The following is a 15,881-nucleotide window of genomic DNA, read 5'->3' on the forward strand; positions in this document are numbered from 1 at the left end:
GCGCTAGAGGCCAATTTACCCTGGCATCACGCCATGGTCATCAGGCTGGCATTGCCGCCTGCCGCCGTGGTGTTGATGCTGACCGCGCGCTCCAGCAACAGGCGCAGGGGCGCCTGCAGTGCGTCGGCGGGGCCGTCCACCGCCGTCACGCCCACGATGGGGCCGGGGCGCAGGGCCACGCGCTGGCATTCCACGCGGCGCGTGTCCGGGCTGCCGCTATGCAGCACGGCGTCGTAGCCCAGGCCATCGCCGCGCCAGTCGGACACCAGGGCGATGCGCGCCCGCACCTCGCTCGGCAGCGTGGCGCACAGGGCCTGAGCGTCCTGCGGCCAGAGCGCAAGCGCGCCCGCGGCCAGCACCGCGCTCAACTGCAGCAGCAGCGCCTCGTCCGTGTCGGCCAGGCACAGCACGCGTTCGCGCGGCAGCAGCCGATAGGTGTTGCGCTCGCCGGTGGGGCCGGGCAGGGTGCAGGCCAGGCCCGCGCAACTGGCCTGCGCCTGGGCCGCGCAGGCCTGTGCCAGCGCTGCGTTGCCTTGCGCATGGGCCCAGTGCTCCAGCGCCGACAGCGGGGCGAGCAGCGCGGGCTGTGCGCTGGCGTCGGGCACCTGCACGGCCGTCGCCGCCAGCGCGCCGTGCGTGGCGTTGGCCGGGTGGCGCGACAGCAGGCGCAGCAGATACAGCGGGCCGCCTGCCTTGGGGCCCGTGCCCGACAGGCCCTCGCCGCCGAAAGGCTGCACGCCGACCACGGCGCCCACCATGTTGCGGTTCACATAGACGTTGCCGGCCGTGCTGTGGGCCAGCACCTGGGCCACGGTTTCGTCGATGCGGGTGTGCAGACCCTGGGTGAGGCCGTAGCCCGTGGCGCTGATCTGCGCGAGCAGCGCGTCCAGCTCGCCGCGCTCGTAGCGCACCACGTGCAGCACGGGGCCGAAGACCTCGCGCTCCAGCTCGGTGATGCTGTTCAGCTCGATCAGCGTGGGCGGCACGAAGGTGCCATGCGCCGTGCCCTGCCCACCGGCATGGCTTTGGAACACCGGCCGGCCGCTGGCGCGCAGGCGCTCGATGTGGCGCGCGATCGTGGCGCGCGCCTCCTCGTCGATCACCGGGCCTACGTCCACCGCCAGTTGCGTGGGGTTGCCCATGTGCAGTTCCTGCATGGCGCCGCGCAGCATCTCCAGCAGCCGGTCCGCGCAGTCGCGCTGCACGCACAGCACGCGCAGGGCGGAGCAGCGCTGGCCCGCGCTGTCGAAGGCCGAGGTGAGCACGTCCGCGACCACCTGCTCCAGCAGGGCGGAGGAGTCCACGACCATGGCGTTTTGCCCGCCTGTCTCCGCAATCAGCGGAATGGGCCGGCCGCTGGCGTCCAGCCGTGCGGCCAGGCTGCGCTGCAGCAGCCGCGCCACCTCGGTGGAGCCGGTGAACATCACGCCCATCACGCGCGCGTCGCCCACCAGCGCCGCGCCCACCGTCTCGCCGCGGCCGGGCAGCAGCTGCACGGCGGCGGCAGGCACGCCGGCCTGGTGCAGCAGGCGCACGGCCTGGCAGGCAATGAGGGGCGTCTGCTCTGCCGGCTTGGCCAGCACCACGTTGCCCGCGGCCAGTGCGGCGGCCACCTGCCCCATGAAGATGGCCAGCGGGAAGTTCCAGGGGCTGATGCAGGTGACCGGCCCCAGCGGCGGGTGGGTGGCGTTGTCGAAGTGCCCATCCACCTGCGCCGCGTAATAGCGCAGGAAGTCCACCGCCTCGCGCACCTCGGCCACGGCGTTGGCGCAGGTCTTGCCGGCTTCGCGCATCAGCAGGGCCAGCAGGGCAGGCATATCGCGTTCCAGCCCATCGGCCGCAGCGCGCAGCAGCCGTGCACGTTCTGCGGGTGGCGTGGCAGCCCAGGCGGGCTGCGCCGCGGCGGCAGCCCGCAGCGCGGCGTCCACATCGGCGGTGGTGGCTTCCTGCACCTGCCCGACCACATCGGTGGCATCGGCAGGGTTGCGCACGGGGACGCGCGGGCCGGCGGGAGCGCCGGCGGCGATGAGGGGTGTGGCTTCCAGCGGCGTGGCGGCGCTGGCGGCCAGCGCGTCGGCCACGCACTGCAGCGTGGGCTCGGCCGCCAGGTCCAGGCCCTGCGAATTGGCACGCGCCGGGCCGTAGAGCTGCGGGGGCAGCGCGATGCGCGGGTGCGGCAGGCCGGTGGCACCTTCGGCGCGGGCCTCGGCATCCACCGTGTCCACGGGGTTGTCGATCAGCGCCTCCAGCGGCAGCGTGGCGTCGGCCACGCGGTTCACGAACGAGGTGTTGGCGCCGTTTTCCAGCAGGCGGCGCACCAGGTACGCCAGCAGCGTTTCATGCGTACCCACCGGGGCGTAGATGCGGCAGGGGCGCTCGGGCACCACCTGCTCGTACAGCGGCTCGCCCATGCCGTGCAGGCACTGGAACTCGTACTGGCCGGGGCGATAGTCCGCGGGGCCCGCCAGCTCATAGATGGTGGCCAGCGTCTGCGCGTTGTGCGTGGCGAACTGGGGGTACACCGCGTCGGGTGCGCCCAGCAGCTTGCGTGCGCAGGCGATGTAGGAAATATCGGTGTGCGCCTTGCGCGTGTACACGGGGTAGTCCGCCAGGCCATCGACCTGGGCGCGCTTGATCTCGCTGTCCCAGTACGCGCCCTTGACCAGCCGGATCATCAGGCGGTGGCCGCTGCGGCGCGCCAGATCGATGCAGTAGTCGATCACGCGCGGGCAGCGCTTTTGGTAGGCCTGGATCACGAAGCCGATGCCCTTGAAACCCGCGAGGGACGGCGCATGGCACAGGCGCTCCAGCAGGTCCAGCGACAGTTCCAGCCGGTCGGCCTCTTCGGCGTCGATATTCAGGCCGATGTCGTAGCCGTGCGCCAGTTCCGCCAGTTGCAGCACGCGCGGGTACAGCTCGTCCATCACGCGCTGCCACTGCGCGCGTGCGTAGCGCGGGTGCAGCGCGCTGAGCTTGATGGAGATGCCGGGCCCTTCGTACACGCCGCGGCCCGCGCTGGCGCGGCCGATGGCGTGGATGGCATCCACATAGGACTGCATGTAGCGGTCGGCGTCGTGTCCCGTGAGCGCGGCCTCGCCCAGCATGTCGTAGGAATAGCGAAAGCCCCGTGCCTCCAGGGTGCGCGCCTTGCCCAGCGCCTGTTCGATGGTCTCGCCGGTGACGAACTGCTCGCCCATCATGCGCATGGCGACGTCCACGCCCTTGCGGATCAGCGGCTCTCCCCCGCGTGCCGTGATGCGGCGCAGCGCATCCTTCAAGCCCCCTTCGCTGTGCGTGGTCACCAGCCGTCCGGTGAGCAGCAGGCCCCAGGTGGCCGCATTGACGAACAGCGACGGGCTCTTGCCCAGGTGCGCGGCCCAGTCGCCCGTACCGATCTTGTCGCGGATCAGCGCGTCGCGCGTGGCCGCGTCGGGAATGCGCAGCAGCGCTTCGGCCAGGCACATCAGCGCCACGCCTTCTTGCGAGGACAGCGCGAACTGCTGCAGCAGCCCCTGTACCAGGCCGGACCGCCCGCTGGCATGTTCGCGCTGGCGCAGCCCTTGCGCCAGGCGCAGGGCGCGCGCCTGGATGTCCTGCGCCATGGCAGCGGGCAGGCGCGCCTGCGCCAGCAGCGGCGCCAGTGCCTCAGGCTCGGGCGGACGGCAAGCCTGGGTGACCGCCAGGCGCAGCGGGTCGGTGTCGCGGGGGCGAGGGGAAAAGTGGGCGGCGTGGGGGGCGGCGTTTGTCATGGGGTCGCATCATCCTTGGGTGAATGGCGAATGAATCACTAAAATCGGCAAGCACCACCGAATTTTTGCTCAATGACCGGCCAATTTCCCACTGATCTGGATCGCATCGATCGCAGGATATTGAAGATCCTGCAAGACGATGGGCGCATCTCCAACCTCAAGCTGGCAGAGACCGTGGCGCTGTCGCCCACTGCCGTGCTCGCGCGGGTGCAGCGGCTCACGCGCGAAGGCTACATCCTGGGGTATGAGGCGCGGCTCAATCCCCTCAAGCTGGGCGCGGGCATGCTGGTGTTCGTGGAGGTGCTGCTGGACCGCACCACGCCCAACGTGTTCGACCAGTTCAAGGCCGCGGTGCAGGTGCATCCCGAGGTCATGGAATGCCACATGGTGGCCGGCGGTTTCGACTACCTGCTCAAGACGCGCTGCGCCGACATGAATGCCTACCGCCAGTTCGCCGGCGCCGTGTTGTGGCAGTTGCCCGGCGTGCGCGAGACGCGCACCTACGCGGTGATGGAAGAGGTCAAGCACTCCAACCACCTGTACCTGGGTTGAAGCCCTTCGGTACGGAAGACGCAACGCCCGCGTCGTGCGGGCGTTGTGTTTCCCATCAGCCCGCCGGGTACAGCGATGGGCGTTGCCTGTGTTGTGCCGATGTTTCGTTGCGCATCTCATCGATCACCTGCTGGCGGGTCCTGGTCGAAGTCGTTGAGGGTGCCGGTTCCGGAACGCTGCTTTCCCCATAGGACAGGCGGTCCTGTCGCACTGCGGTCTCGGTTTCTGCCCTGACTTGCTCACGGGTCCGATCACTCTTGAAGTGCTCGGGGTGAACGACCACGCCCGCTTCGTTGTTGGCAGGGTGCCAGTAGCCGGCAGATGCCATCGTTGGCAGACCGAGTGCTGCGACGGCAGCCACGCTTGCGATCACGGAGAAAAGGGGAAGACGGCGACCCGTCATGTTCAATATCCTGTGTTGGTTTGCCGGAGCGTGCATATCCCGCCCTTGCGCAGGGGGGCGCAAGGGGGCGCTCACAGCAGATGAATGCTTGGAAGGGGGCTGGCATGCACCGGGGTGTGCAGCCGCCCCTCCTGTACTTGCGGTCTGCCCCTTAGTGGGACAGCGGGATGGCCTTCCAGCCGCTGTGGCTGAAGTACTTGCCGTAGGTATTGGAGGCCTGGGCCACCTTGACCACGCCCTCGGCGCGCTTGTCCTCGCCGTGCTTGCCTTGCGCGGCCTCGGCACCGGTCATCAGGTCGGCCACGATGATGTGCAGCTGTGCATCGGCGGCGGGCGGCAGCTTGCAGTTCTCCACCATGTAGGCGACCTGCTGGTTGACGGTGTTGGCGAAGGCGTCGTAATCGGCCGGAGTGGCCTTGCCCGAGTGGGCGGTGGGCAGGATCTGCGTGACCGATCCGCGCACGGCCGTCATGGCCTTGCGTAGCGGCGCGTCGGTTTCCCACTTCTTGCCGGCGTTGAGCTGCAGTTGGTGGGTTTCGGCACTGCCGCCATGGTTGTGTGCGTCGGCGGCGTAAACGGCCAGCGGGGATGCCAGGGCGGCGGACAGCAGCAGTGCGGTGAAGGTGTTCATGAGAATGCTCCGTTGAAAAGTTGAACCATCAAGGCAGCCGCTCAAGGGAATGTGTGGCTGCCTTGCCTACTTCAACGAAGGGGGTGCCTCAATGTTCCATCTGATTTGCACCTTTTTCCTTCTCTCATCTCGGCGTTCACTTGCGGTGCAGCATTTCCTCCTCGGTGGCTTCTTCTGCATAGCGGGTCAGCAGCAATTGCAGCAGCCGCGTGCGCTGGGCGTCGTTCAGCATGGCGCGCTCGGCCAAGAGTTGGTCAATCACGCGCTGTTGCTGCGTGGCCTGCAGGCGGGCGATGGCGGCCTGCTCGGCGTCAATGGCGGTGCGCTCTGGTGCGTCAGCAAAGATGTGGCGCACCAGGGCTTCGCGGTGGCGGCGTATGTCACTCCAGTTGGACGACAGGTCATGGAGGAAGGGGGTTTCCATTCCTTCCCAGCGCGCGCGCTGTTCGGGGGTGAGCTTCAGATACTCGGGCAGGTGGACCACGGGAGGCGCGCCCCCCTCGGGCACCGTGTCCGGCGCAGGGCGCAGCACCAGTGCGGCAACCACGCCCAGGTTGAGCGCCAGCGAGATGGCCAGCAGGGTGCGAATCCAGACAGGGTTTTTCATGGCAGGGTTCTCGGCAAACGGCAGATTTCGGCGGCGGCGCACAGCCCGCCTGGCGGCACAGGGTCGAACACGCGCGCCATGGCAGGGCTGGCAGCCGGAAGGGCCGCGCCCGTGCCCAGCAGCAACCCACCCAGCCAGACGCCGGACACCAGCGCGGCCCCCGCGGCGATGCCCGTGGGCATCCAGCCCAGCAGGTTCCAGCCGGTGCGCCGGGACCGGGTGGGGCGTTGCGCCAGGTCGTGTGCCAGGCGGTCCTGCAGTTGCGCCGCCAGGTCGAAACCCAGCGCGGGCGAGGGCAGGGCCAGCAGTTGCTGGCGCTGCGTCTGCAATGCGGCAAGGTGCTGGCTGCACTGGGGGCAGGCGTGCAGGTGCTGCTGCAGCGCGACCTGCGCATGCGCGGGCAGCGCATGGTCGATCAAAGCGGAAAGGTCTTCGGTGCGAGGGCAGTTCATGGCGGCTCCTTGCGTTCAGCGTGGCATGAGTTGCAGCAGCCCGGCGCGTGCGCGGGCAATGCGGGATTTGACGGTGCCCAGGCTGATGCCCAGCACCTCGGCGATGTCCTCGTAGGCCATGTCTTCGATGTCGCGCAGCAGCAGGATCTCGCGGTGCTCCACCGAGAGCCGCTGCAGCGCGCCTTCCAGCGCTTTGATGCGCTGGCGGGCCTGCAGTGCAGCCTCGGGCGTGGGCGTGGCCGCCGGCACCTGCTCGGACAGGGTCTCGTCCAGTTCCACGAACGCGACACGCTGCGCGCGGCGCAACAGGTCCAACGCCTGGTTGCGCGCGATGCGAAACAGCCAGGTGGACAGTTGTGCGTCCGGCTGCCAGCGGGGCAGTGCCTGGTAGGCGTTCAAGAAAGTCTCCTGGGCGAGTTCGCGCGCATCCTCCTGCGAGCGCGTCATGCGGAACAAAAAACGGTAGATGCGGTCCTGGTAGCGGGCCACCAGTTCGGAGAACGCCGCGACCTCGCCGCGCTGGGCGCGGGCGATGCAGTCGCTCTCTTCAAGGTGGCTCAGGGGGCGCATTGCCTCTTTCAACGCAGGGCCGCAGCAAAAGTTCCATGAAACCGTCGACACGGGGCCGGGAACAGCCGCTTACCGGGGCGGGCGCAAACTCCGCAATAATGCGCCGCATTCACAGCACAAGAAGGAAGGGAACCCTCATGCGAGCCATTCGCTTTGCCACGGCCTCCGCCGCCATGATTGCCGGACTGTTTGCACCGGGCGCGTGGGCTACTTGCTACGTGATCTATGGCGCAGACCAGCAGGTCATCTACCGCTCGCAGACCCCCCCTGTGGACCTGTCGCGCAACCTGCACGAAACCCTGCCCCTGGTCGCGCCCGGCGGCACGCTGGTGTTTTCCTTGGACAACTATGGCTGCGAGGTGGAAGTCAACCGCCTGCCTTCCAATGTGGCTGCGGTCCGCAAGGATGCGGCTGCAGGCGCCCCCACCGCGCCCCGTGCGCCGCGCGCCAGCCGCAGCTGAAAGCCGCCCGCGCGGCGGCAGGGGTGGGCCGGCCTGAGACAATCGGGGCATGAGCGACCCCACAGAATTCAGCCCACCACCGCCCACCTCCACGGATCTTCCCCCCGGCTGGCTCGAAGTCACCGCCATGGACATGGACGCCCAAGGCGTCGCGCGCAAGCCCGATGGCAAGGTGGTGTTCATCGACGGCGCACTGCCCACCGAGCTGGTCAGCGCCAACACCCACCGCAAGAAGAACAACTGGGAGCAGGCCAGCCTCACGGAAGTCCACCGCCAGTCCAGCCAGCGCGTACAGCCCGGCTGCCCGCACTTCGGCCTGCACGCGGGCGCCTGCGGCGGCTGCAAGATGCAGCATCTGCACGTGGCGGCCCAGGTGGCCGTGAAACAGCGCGTGCTGGAAGACAACCTCTGGCACCTGGGGAAAGTGAAGGCCGAGACCATCCTGCGCCCCATTGAAGGCCCTGCCTGGGGCTACCGCTACCGCGCGCGCCTGTCCGTGCGCTACGTGCCCAAGAAGGACAAGGTGCTCGTGGGCTTTCACGAGCGCAAGAGCCGCTACATCGCCGACATGGAGACCTGCAAGATCCTGCCGCCGCATGTGGACGCCATGCTGATGCCGCTGCGCGCCCTGATCGGCAGCATGGCCGCACGCGACACCTGCCCGCAGATCGAGCTGGCCTGCGGCGATACGGTCACGGCGCTGGTGCTGCGCCACCTGGAGCCGCTGTCCCCGGAGGACAAAGACAAGTTGCGCGCCTTTGCCGCCGTGCATGGCGTGCAATGGTGGTTGCAGCCCAAGGGGCCGGACACGGTGCATCTGCTGGACGAGGGCGGCGAGCCGCTTGCCTATGGGCTGCCCGACTTCGGCATCACCATGCCCTTCAAACCCACCGACTTCACGCAGGTCAACCCGCACATCAACCGCGTGCTGGTCACGCGCGCGCTGCGCCTGCTGGACGCGCGCAAGGACGAGCGCGTGATCGACTGGTTCTGTGGCCTGGGCAACTTCACGCTGCCCATCGCCACCCAGGCGCGCGAGGTGCTGGGCATCGAGGGCAGCGAGGCGCTGGTGGCGCGTTCGCGCGAGAATTACCAGTCAAATCAGGCCCAAAGGCAAGATGGATCTGCGCTGGCAGCTACCAGCTTTGTAGCGCGCAACCTGTTCGAGATGACGCCTGAGATGCTCATTGCCGATGGCGCCTCCGACAAATGGCTGGTGGACCCGCCGCGCGAGGGGGCGTTCGCCTTGTCCAAGGCGCTGGCGGACATCCACCAGGCGCGCATCGGTGCCGAGGACGCGCCGCCGCTGCCCGCTGGGCACGAAGGCTGGCAGCCGCCCCGGCGCATCGTCTACGTGAGCTGCAACCCCGCCACGCTGGCGCGGGACGCGGGCCTGCTGGTGCACCAGGCGGGCTACCGCTGTGTGGCGGCGGGGGTGGTCAACATGTTTCCGCACACGGCCCATGTGGAGAGCATGGCAGTGTTCGAGCGGGGCTGACGCCCGCGGTGGCTCAAGACGTTTTTGGCCAGGGGCGCTTGCCTAGCAAGCGCCAGCAGCTATCGTTTGGATAGCATCAGCTGCGGTTGCGGGAGGTGCGACCCTCGGTCTGCAGGTCCGCCTCTTCGTCGCTTGCGCGGCGACTGGCGGGCTTTTTCTCCAACTGCGTGAGCACCGAGGCCGTGCCCTCGATCTTGTTCTCGCGCATGTACAGATCCATGTCCTTCCAGCCCGCGAACACCTGGGCCTTGGGGGCCTTGGGGTTCAGCGTGAAGCAGTCCTCCAGCCCGCGCAGCGCATGCCGGCAGGCGCCACCGATGGCCTTGGCCTCGGCCTCACGCTGGGCCACGCGCGGGTCCGGCCCCATGCCGGGAATCTCACAACCCGCCAGCGGCAGCAGCGCGGCAGCGATCAGGGCGGCGCGAGCGCCGGCGGCAAGGAGGGGGGGGTGGCGAGGCAGCATGTACAGGTGTTATCGGCAGGCGTGCCGTCAAGTTGAGGCTGTCAGCCAAGGGCGGACGTGAAAAAGGCCCCGGAAATCGGGGCCTTGCGACGCTTGTGCGGTGGGAAGGCCGTTCAGTCGCGCTCGCCGCCCATGATGCCCAGCAGGGCCAGCAGGCTCTGGAACACGTTGAAGATGTCCAGGTACAGCGCCAGTGTGGCGCTGATGTAGTTGGTCTCGCCGCCGTCCAGGATCTGCTTCAGGTCGTACAGCATGTAGGCGCTGAAGATGCCGATCGCTGCCACCGAGATGGCCATCATGCCCGCCGACGAGCCGACGAACACGTTGATGATGGCGCCCACCATGAGCACCAGCGCGCCCACGAACAGCCACTTGCCCATGCCCGACAGGTCGCGCTTGATGACGCTGGCCAGGCTGGCCATGACGAAGAACACGCCCGCCGTGCCGGCGAAGGCCGTCATGACGAGGTCGCTGCCGTTCTTGAAGCCCAGCACCATGCCGATCAGGCGCGACAGCATCAGGCCCATGAAGAAGGTGAAGGCCAGCAGCACCGGCACGCCCGCGGCCGAGCGCTTGGTTTTCTCGATAGCGAACATGAAGCCGAAGGCGCCGCCGAGGAACACGATCAGCCCCAGGCCGCCGCGCAGCGACTGCGTGATGCCCGTGGCCACGCCGATCCAGGCGCCCAACACGGTGGGCAGCAGGCTGAGCGCCAGCAGCCAGTACGTGTTGCGCAGCACGCGGTGGCGCTGCTCCTGCGAGATGCCATAGCCCGCGGAGCCGACACTGGTGATTTCTGGGTTCATCTGGTTTCTCTCCTGATTGGCCTGCACAGCGCAGACCCGAATGATTCTAGGTGGTGGCTTTTGGCGCCGAATGCAATACCCGCGCACCATCCCGTACTTTATGGGTTGCATTCTTTTGCCCTGCGGCGGGGCATTGGGCGGGCCCGCTGGCACTATGCTTTTCGTTTTCCCGTTGCGCGCCCTGCCGGCTGGCCGGGCGCATCCACCCACCTCCTGCAGGACTGCCTCATGAAGACCAAACCCGAACTTGAACTCTCCGACGTCAAGCTGATCGCCGCCGCCGCCGAGGCCGAGGCCCTGAAGAACCAGTGGGCCGTGACCATCGCCATCGTGGACGACGGCGGACATCTGCTGTGGCTGCAGCGCCTGGACGGGGCGGCAGCGGTGTCCGCGCACATCGCGCCGGCCAAGGCCCACACGGCCGCCTTGGGCCGCCGCGAGAGCAAGGGCTATGAAGACGTGATCAACGGCGGCCGCACGGCCTTCCTGAGCGCGCCTGCGCTGCAGGGCATGCTGGAAGGCGGCGTACCCATCATGAAGAACGGCCAGTGCCTGGGCGCCGTGGGCGTGAGCGGCGTGAAGTCCCATGAGGACGCGCAGATTGCGCGCGCGGGGATTGCGGCGATCGGGCTGTAAGCACTCATCGGGACTGGATTGCTATTGTTTTGATAGCTGCTAGCGCTTGTTGGAAGGGCGCTGGAGGCCAAAAACATATTGGGTTCCAACAGAAAAACCGGCGCGTGCTCCGGTTTTTTGCATGGGTGTGCAGGGAAAAAAAGCCTGGCTACGCGGGCATGCCCGTTGGCTGGCCAATACGACCCTTCGGACCGAGGTCCTGGAGTCGCCCCACGATGAAACTTATTTGGTCAGGATCAGCTTGCCGAGTTTGGTGGCCTGCAGCCGGTAGACGGCGCCGTTGTGCACGATGGCCACGGCCTTCTGGCCGCGCAGCAGGGTGCTGCTGTCGACCGCGCGGCCTTCGGCGTGGGACGCCGGGCTGGAATCGGCGGGCACTGCGAACATGCGGGGTGCGGTCAGTGCGGACGGTGCGGTCAGGCTGGCATGCATGGTGAAGTCTCGGTGCGTTACGGTGATCAAATGATAACCATTCTCAATTAAAGATCAAGCATCCGGGGCTGAAAATTTCCTGTCGATTCGTATCCAGATGCAAGAGGCAGCCCCCGCAGGTGGCGCTGGCGACGCTGCTGCGCCGCCCGTGGGGCTGCTGCTGTGAAGGCCGGCGCGCCGGCGCGGCCGTGGTGCGTCAGGGCGCCGGGTCGGTCACGAAGCCGATCTTGCGCACGCCCGCGCGTTGCGCCGCCGACATCGCCTGCGCCACGCGCTCGTAGCGCACGTCCTTGTCGCCGCGGATGTGCAGGTCCGGCTGCGGGTCCTTGCGGGCCTCGGCCTGCAGGCGCGGCTCCAGCTCGTCGTCGCCGATCGTGGTCTCGTTCCAGTGGTACTTGCCGTCGGCCGTCACCGACAGGCGGATGGTTTCGGGCTTGATGATTTCGCGCTCGTTGGACGCACGCGGCAGGTCCACCGGCACCGCGTGCTTCATCACCGGCACGGTGATGATGAAGATGATGAGCAGCACCAGCATGACGTCCACCAGCGGCGTCATGTTGATTTCGTTCATCACCTCGTCGGCATCGTCCTGGGTTCCGAAAGCCATGGCGCATCAGCCTTTCTTGATGGGCAGCACCTTGGCCGCCTCGCCGTGTACCGAAACGCGCGCGCCGGTGACGAAGTAGGCGTGCAGATCGTGCGCAAAGCTGTTGAGGCTGTGCAGGATGGATTTGTTGCCCCGCACCAGGGCGTTGTATCCCAGCACGGCGGGAATGGCCACGGCCAGGCCCAGCGCGGTCATGATCAGCGCCTCGCCGATCGGGCCGGCCACCTTGTCGATGGTCGACTGGCCCGAGGCGCCGATGGCCACCAGCGCATGGTAGATACCCCACACGGTGCCGAAGAGGCCGATGAATGGCGCCGTGGAGCCCACGGAGGCCAGGATGGCCAGGCCCGACTGCACGCGCGCCGTGAACTCGTCGATGCAATTGCGCAGGCAGCGCGTGACCCAGTCGCTCACATCCAGGCTGTCGTGCAGATGGGCCTGCGTGTTGCGGTGGTGCTGCGTGGCTTCGCGGCCTTCCAATGCAAGGTGGCGAAAGGGGTTGCTCGGGTCGGAGCCCAGCTTGGTCAGGCCGGCGGCGAAGTCTTCGCTGTGCCAGAAGTCGCGTGCCTGGCGGGCGTGTTTCTTGAACTTCAGGATGTCCAGCGCCTTGATGATGATGACGATCCACGATGCCAGCGACATGCCGATGAGCAGCACAGCGACGGCACGGGTGACGAAGTCGCCCTGTACCCAGACATTGGCAATGCCGAAATGCGATTCCATGAAAACTCCTGCGAGACTTATTGTTGGAGAACGAAATTGATCGGGACCAGATTCCACATGGCTTCTGGCACGCCGTTGCGCTTGCCGGGTACGAAGCGCCAGCGCATGACGGCGTCGATGGCCTGGCGGTCCAGGCGCTCGAAACCGCTGGACTGCTTGACCTCCACTTTCTGCGGCAGTCCGTCGGTGCCGATGAGCACGCGCAGCATCACTTTGCCTTGTTCTCCCAGCCGCTTGCTCACGGCGGGGTAGACGGGCTTGGGGTTGTTCAGGTAGCTCGCGTCGCTGGAGGGCAACTCGATGCTGGGTGCGGCCGGCGCCGGTGGAGCCGCGGGGGCCGCCGGTGCGGTGACGGGCGCGGCCGCAACCGGCGGGGCCGGGGGCTGAGGCTCTACGACGCCCGTGGGCGCGGCGGGGCGGGTGTCGGGTCGGGGACCGCCACGGGCATGGGAGCGGGGCGCGGCTTGGGCGCCACGGGTTTGGGCGGCGCCGGGGCTGGTTTGGGCGGCGGCGGAGCGGGGGGGACTGGTGGGGCCGGAGGCGCGGGCGGCGCGATGAATTCGCTCAACACCTCAGCAGGGATGATGATCTCCGCCGTCTTGCGCACCAGACCCGATTGCAGGGCCCACAGGCCGGCCACGTGCAGCACCACCACGGAGCCTGCGATCACGGCATTGCGGCTCAAGCCCCCGGGGGAGCCGTATCGGTCAGAGGACATAAAAATGATAGCTGCTGGCGCTTGTCCAGCTTGGTCGAAAGGCCAAAAAGCCTTGAATAGGCGGTCTATTTATGCAGGATCCACCAGACCGAGCATATGACGATGATCAGACTTCCTGCGAGTGCGTAGAACAGTTGCATGCCTTGCCTTCCGGGATGAGGGTGGCAAGCTGGACGGCTGTGGGATCGGTGTCCTTGTACAGGGCGGCCACCGGCTGCGATGCGCAGCACTGCGCCACGACATCGCGGGCACAGTCTTCGCAGCGGCCGCACTGGGTGGCGACGCCCAACTCGAACTGAATCTCATCGAAGCTCATACCTGCGCGCGCGTGGCGTGCAATCTCCCGGTCGGAAACGCGGTGGCAAACACAGACGATCATGGTGCAGGCAGTCGTGGCTGGCTATGGACGATGAACTGATTATAAATGCGAATTCATCGCATTTGCAGTCCTTGACCCCACTGCCGTGTAAGAAACCATTGCCGAGTGCCTTGCAGGCGAAAAAAAAACCGGCATGCGCATGCCGGTTTTTGTTCGCCTGGCTCTCGCAGAGAGCCTGGCAGGGCAGATTACTTGACGTGCTTGCCAATCAGCCCGGCCATTTCGAACATCGAGACCTGGGGCTTGCCGAACACTTCCTTGAGCTTGGCATCCGCGTTGATCATGCGCTTGTTGGAGGCGTCCTGCAGGTTGTGCGCCTTGATGTACACCCACAGCTTGCTGATGATCTCCGTGCGCGGCAGCGGGGTGGCGCCGACCACGGCCGCCAGAGCGGGGCTGGGGGTCAGGGGCTTCATGAAAGCGGCGTTGGGGGTGCGCTTCTTTGCGGGTGCTGCGGACGCGGTCTTTGCAGTTGCCATGTTGGGTTGTTCCTTGTTGGAAATGAAATATGTCACCAGCGAACGCCGCAGCTCCACTGGCAGCGGTGATGCTACTGGGAAAAAAACCGGTTTCCAAGGCGAGCTGCCTCTTTTTTGCCTCGATTTGTTGCTCTGGCGGCCAACCGCCGTCACGCGCGAGAATGCGCCACCGCAGCTTGCTGCGGCGCACCATCCCCCTTTATGCACAGAAAGGCTTCCCTTCCATGTCTGCACACCCGACCCCGGCCATCAGCACCTGCGATCTCTGCGACGCCCACAAGGGTGACGACAGTGGCGCGTTCCGCGTGCTGCCGCCCGTGTTCCAGAGCTACGGAGCGCTCCCCGCTTTCAGCGGTCCCGTGAGCACGGTGAAATGCTTCGAGGACAACACGCTGGTCAAGGCGGCCGTGGATTCGCCGGGCAACGGGCGCGTGTTGGTGGTGGACGGTGGAGCTTCGCTGCGTCGCGCGCTGGTGGGGGGCAATCTGGCAGCCAGCGCGGCGCGCAATGGCTGGGCCGGTATCGTTGTGAATGGCTGCGTGCGCGACGTGGCAGAACTGAATGCCGAGCGCGTGGGTATCCGCGCACTCGCACTCATGCCGTTGCCCACCGAAAAGCGGGGCGAAGGGCTTTCTGACGTGGCGGTGCAGGTACAGGGCGTGTGGGTGCGGCCGGGCGACTGGCTGTATGCGGATGCCGACGGCATCGTGATCAGCGACCACGCGCTGTAACGCCGCCGGTCAGGCACGCATATCGCGGTCGGTGCGCCACGGCAGCCGTGCGGGCATCGTGGCCAGTACGACGCTGGCCAGTGCGATGCCAAAGGCCATGAACTGCATGGTCGTGAAGCGCTCGCCCAGCGCCAGCACGCCCACGAGCGCCGCGCTCACCGGCAGCAGCACGGTGAATACGCCGCTCTGCGCGGCGGGGACGGTCTTCAGGCCGGTCATCCACAGCCACACGCTCCACATGCATGCTGCCATGGCGTAGAACACCAGCAGCAACCAAGTGGGCCAGCGTACGGCCGTGAAGTCGAAGTACAGGGCGAAATACAGCCCGAAAGGCATCGAGAGCATGAAGCCCCACAGGTTGATCAGCGCCGTGATGCGCCGTGGCCCCAGCGCGCCGGTGAGCTTCTTGCCGATGACGGAATAGGCGGCCTCGCACAGCGATGCGGCCAGCAGCAGGGCATAGCCCAGCCATTGCAAGTTTTGGGCATTTTCGGGCTGTAGGGCATTGCTGGCGTGTGCGGAGTGCTCTGGTTTGGATAGCGCAAACAGCACAATACCCGCCACTGCGCAGGCCACCGCCACCCAGGTGCGGGTCGCCACCTGTTCACGCAGGAACAGCCAGCTCATGACCGCCACACATGCGGGGATGGTCGCCATGATCACCCCGGCAGAGGTGGCGCTGGTCAGGCTCACGCCGTAGATCATGCAAACGGTGAACAGAAAGTTGCCCAGCAGCGACTGCAGAAAAAGCAGGCCTTGGGTCTGCCGCGTCAGAGGTGGCTCCTGGTGCGGCTTCTTCAACCATCCGAGCATGGCCATTGCGCCGATACCGAAACGCAACCACGCCAGCAAAAGCACGGGGAACGCCGCGGCCAGCGGCTTGGAGAGCGCCACGTAGGCACCCACCAGCATCATGCTGAGCGCCAGGCAAAGGTATGCGGTGGGGCGGTTTGGCATCTGATGAAGATTCCGAACGGAGGCTCC

19 protein-coding genes and 1 pseudogene are annotated in these 15,881 nt (G+C 67.0%); 5 read left to right on the forward strand and 15 right to left on the reverse strand.

From position 1 onward, the window contains the following. Nucleotides 1-26 precede the first annotated feature (26 nt). Entirely contained in the window at nucleotides 27-3,749 is a 3,723-nt protein-coding gene (putA, locus tag HND92_RS07980; protein WP_172206683.1) for a trifunctional transcriptional regulator/proline dehydrogenase/L-glutamate gamma-semialdehyde dehydrogenase, read from the reverse strand. A 72-nt stretch (nucleotides 3,750-3,821) separates the two neighbouring features. Between putA and HND92_RS07985 the strand changes: the two genes are divergently transcribed. Beyond that, entirely contained in the window at nucleotides 3,822-4,301 is a 480-nt protein-coding gene (locus HND92_RS07985) for an Lrp/AsnC ligand binding domain-containing protein (protein WP_011805624.1), read from the forward strand. Between the two features lie 55 nt (nucleotides 4,302-4,356). Here HND92_RS07985 and HND92_RS07990 read toward each other — a convergent pair whose 3' ends face one another. The 5 genes from HND92_RS07990 to HND92_RS08010 form a co-directional block, all read right to left on the reverse strand. After that, a complete protein-coding gene (locus HND92_RS07990) occupies nucleotides 4,357-4,704 on the reverse strand; it encodes a DUF4148 domain-containing protein (protein WP_172206684.1) in 348 nt (115 codons plus the stop codon). Between the two features lie 151 nt (nucleotides 4,705-4,855). Then, entirely contained in the window at nucleotides 4,856-5,335 is a 480-nt protein-coding gene (locus tag HND92_RS07995) for a hypothetical protein (protein ID WP_172206685.1), read from the reverse strand. 136 nt (nucleotides 5,336-5,471) lie between these two features. Further along, a complete protein-coding gene (locus HND92_RS08000; protein ID WP_172206686.1) occupies nucleotides 5,472-5,942 on the reverse strand; it encodes a Spy/CpxP family protein refolding chaperone in 471 nt (156 codons plus the stop codon). Then, nucleotides 5,939-6,394, reverse strand: a complete 456-nt coding sequence (locus HND92_RS08005) for an anti-sigma factor (protein WP_172206687.1) — start codon at nucleotides 6,392-6,394, stop codon at nucleotides 5,939-5,941. Before HND92_RS08005 ends, HND92_RS08000 begins: the two co-directional genes overlap by 4 nt. A 15-nt stretch (nucleotides 6,395-6,409) precedes the next feature. Then, the gene (locus tag HND92_RS08010; RefSeq protein WP_172206688.1) at nucleotides 6,410-6,964 is read right to left on the reverse strand and encodes a sigma-70 family RNA polymerase sigma factor; all 555 of its coding nucleotides are present in this window, start codon (nucleotides 6,962-6,964) and stop codon (nucleotides 6,410-6,412) included. A 137-nt stretch (nucleotides 6,965-7,101) separates the two neighbouring features. Here HND92_RS08010 and HND92_RS08015 point away from each other — a divergent pair, with 137 nt between their 5' ends. Both HND92_RS08015 and rlmD read left to right on the forward strand, forming a co-directional pair. Continuing rightward, the gene (locus tag HND92_RS08015) at nucleotides 7,102-7,425 is read left to right on the forward strand and encodes a hypothetical protein (RefSeq protein WP_172206689.1); all 324 of its coding nucleotides are present in this window, start codon (nucleotides 7,102-7,104) and stop codon (nucleotides 7,423-7,425) included. A 49-nt stretch (nucleotides 7,426-7,474) separates the two neighbouring features. Beyond that, the gene (rlmD, locus tag HND92_RS08020) at nucleotides 7,475-8,923 is read left to right on the forward strand and encodes a 23S rRNA (uracil(1939)-C(5))-methyltransferase RlmD (RefSeq protein ID WP_172206690.1); all 1,449 of its coding nucleotides are present in this window, start codon (nucleotides 7,475-7,477) and stop codon (nucleotides 8,921-8,923) included. Nucleotides 8,924-8,999: 76 nt separating this feature from the next. On the opposite strand, the gene HND92_RS08025 is transcribed toward rlmD, so the two are convergent. Both HND92_RS08025 and HND92_RS08030 read right to left on the reverse strand, forming a co-directional pair. Continuing rightward, entirely contained in the window at nucleotides 9,000-9,386 is a 387-nt protein-coding gene (locus HND92_RS08025) for a hypothetical protein (protein ID WP_011805617.1), read from the reverse strand. Between the two features lie 113 nt (nucleotides 9,387-9,499). Continuing rightward, nucleotides 9,500-10,192, reverse strand: coding sequence for a Bax inhibitor-1/YccA family protein (locus HND92_RS08030; RefSeq protein ID WP_172206691.1), 693 nt, complete (start codon nucleotides 10,190-10,192; stop codon nucleotides 9,500-9,502). A 228-nt stretch (nucleotides 10,193-10,420) separates the two neighbouring features. Between HND92_RS08030 and HND92_RS08035 the strand changes: the two genes are divergently transcribed. After that, the gene (locus tag HND92_RS08035; RefSeq protein ID WP_011805615.1) at nucleotides 10,421-10,828 is read left to right on the forward strand and encodes a heme-binding protein; all 408 of its coding nucleotides are present in this window, start codon (nucleotides 10,421-10,423) and stop codon (nucleotides 10,826-10,828) included. A 222-nt stretch (nucleotides 10,829-11,050) separates the two neighbouring features. Here the strand turns inward: HND92_RS08035 and hemP are convergent, their stop codons facing one another. The 6 genes and pseudogenes from hemP to HND92_RS08065 form a co-directional block, all read right to left on the reverse strand. Beyond that, entirely contained in the window at nucleotides 11,051-11,260 is a 210-nt protein-coding gene (hemP, locus tag HND92_RS08040; RefSeq protein WP_011805614.1) for a hemin uptake protein HemP, read from the reverse strand. Between the two features lie 196 nt (nucleotides 11,261-11,456). After that, on the reverse strand, nucleotides 11,457-11,867 hold the full coding sequence (locus tag HND92_RS08045; protein ID WP_011805613.1) for a biopolymer transporter ExbD: 411 nt from the start codon (nucleotides 11,865-11,867) through the stop codon (nucleotides 11,457-11,459). 6 nt (nucleotides 11,868-11,873) lie between these two features. Then, complete coding sequence (locus tag HND92_RS08050; RefSeq protein ID WP_011805612.1) at nucleotides 11,874-12,590, reverse strand: MotA/TolQ/ExbB proton channel family protein; 717 nt, start codon at nucleotides 12,588-12,590, stop codon at nucleotides 11,874-11,876. Nucleotides 12,591-12,607: 17 nt separating this feature from the next. Further along, nucleotides 12,608-13,308, reverse strand: a pseudogene (locus HND92_RS08055) (energy transducer TonB). Between the two features lie 106 nt (nucleotides 13,309-13,414). After that, complete coding sequence (locus HND92_RS08060) at nucleotides 13,415-13,687, reverse strand: bacterioferritin-associated ferredoxin (protein WP_015913041.1); 273 nt, start codon at nucleotides 13,685-13,687, stop codon at nucleotides 13,415-13,417. A 188-nt stretch (nucleotides 13,688-13,875) separates the two neighbouring features. Further along, on the reverse strand, nucleotides 13,876-14,166 hold the full coding sequence (locus HND92_RS08065) for an SWIB/MDM2 domain-containing protein (RefSeq protein ID WP_011805609.1): 291 nt from the start codon (nucleotides 14,164-14,166) through the stop codon (nucleotides 13,876-13,878). A 224-nt stretch (nucleotides 14,167-14,390) separates the two neighbouring features. Between HND92_RS08065 and rraA the strand changes: the two genes are divergently transcribed. After that, nucleotides 14,391-14,897, forward strand: coding sequence for a ribonuclease E activity regulator RraA (gene rraA / locus HND92_RS08070; protein ID WP_103737647.1), 507 nt, complete (start codon nucleotides 14,391-14,393; stop codon nucleotides 14,895-14,897). 9 nt (nucleotides 14,898-14,906) lie between these two features. On the opposite strand, the gene HND92_RS08075 is transcribed toward rraA, so the two are convergent. After that, complete coding sequence (locus tag HND92_RS08075; protein ID WP_172206692.1) at nucleotides 14,907-15,854, reverse strand: DMT family transporter; 948 nt, start codon at nucleotides 15,852-15,854, stop codon at nucleotides 14,907-14,909. Nucleotides 15,855-15,881 lie beyond the last annotated feature (27 nt).

The organism is Diaphorobacter sp. JS3050 (assembly GCF_013154915.1).
GTDB lineage: Bacteria > Pseudomonadota > Gammaproteobacteria > Burkholderiales > Burkholderiaceae_C > Diaphorobacter > Diaphorobacter nitroreducens.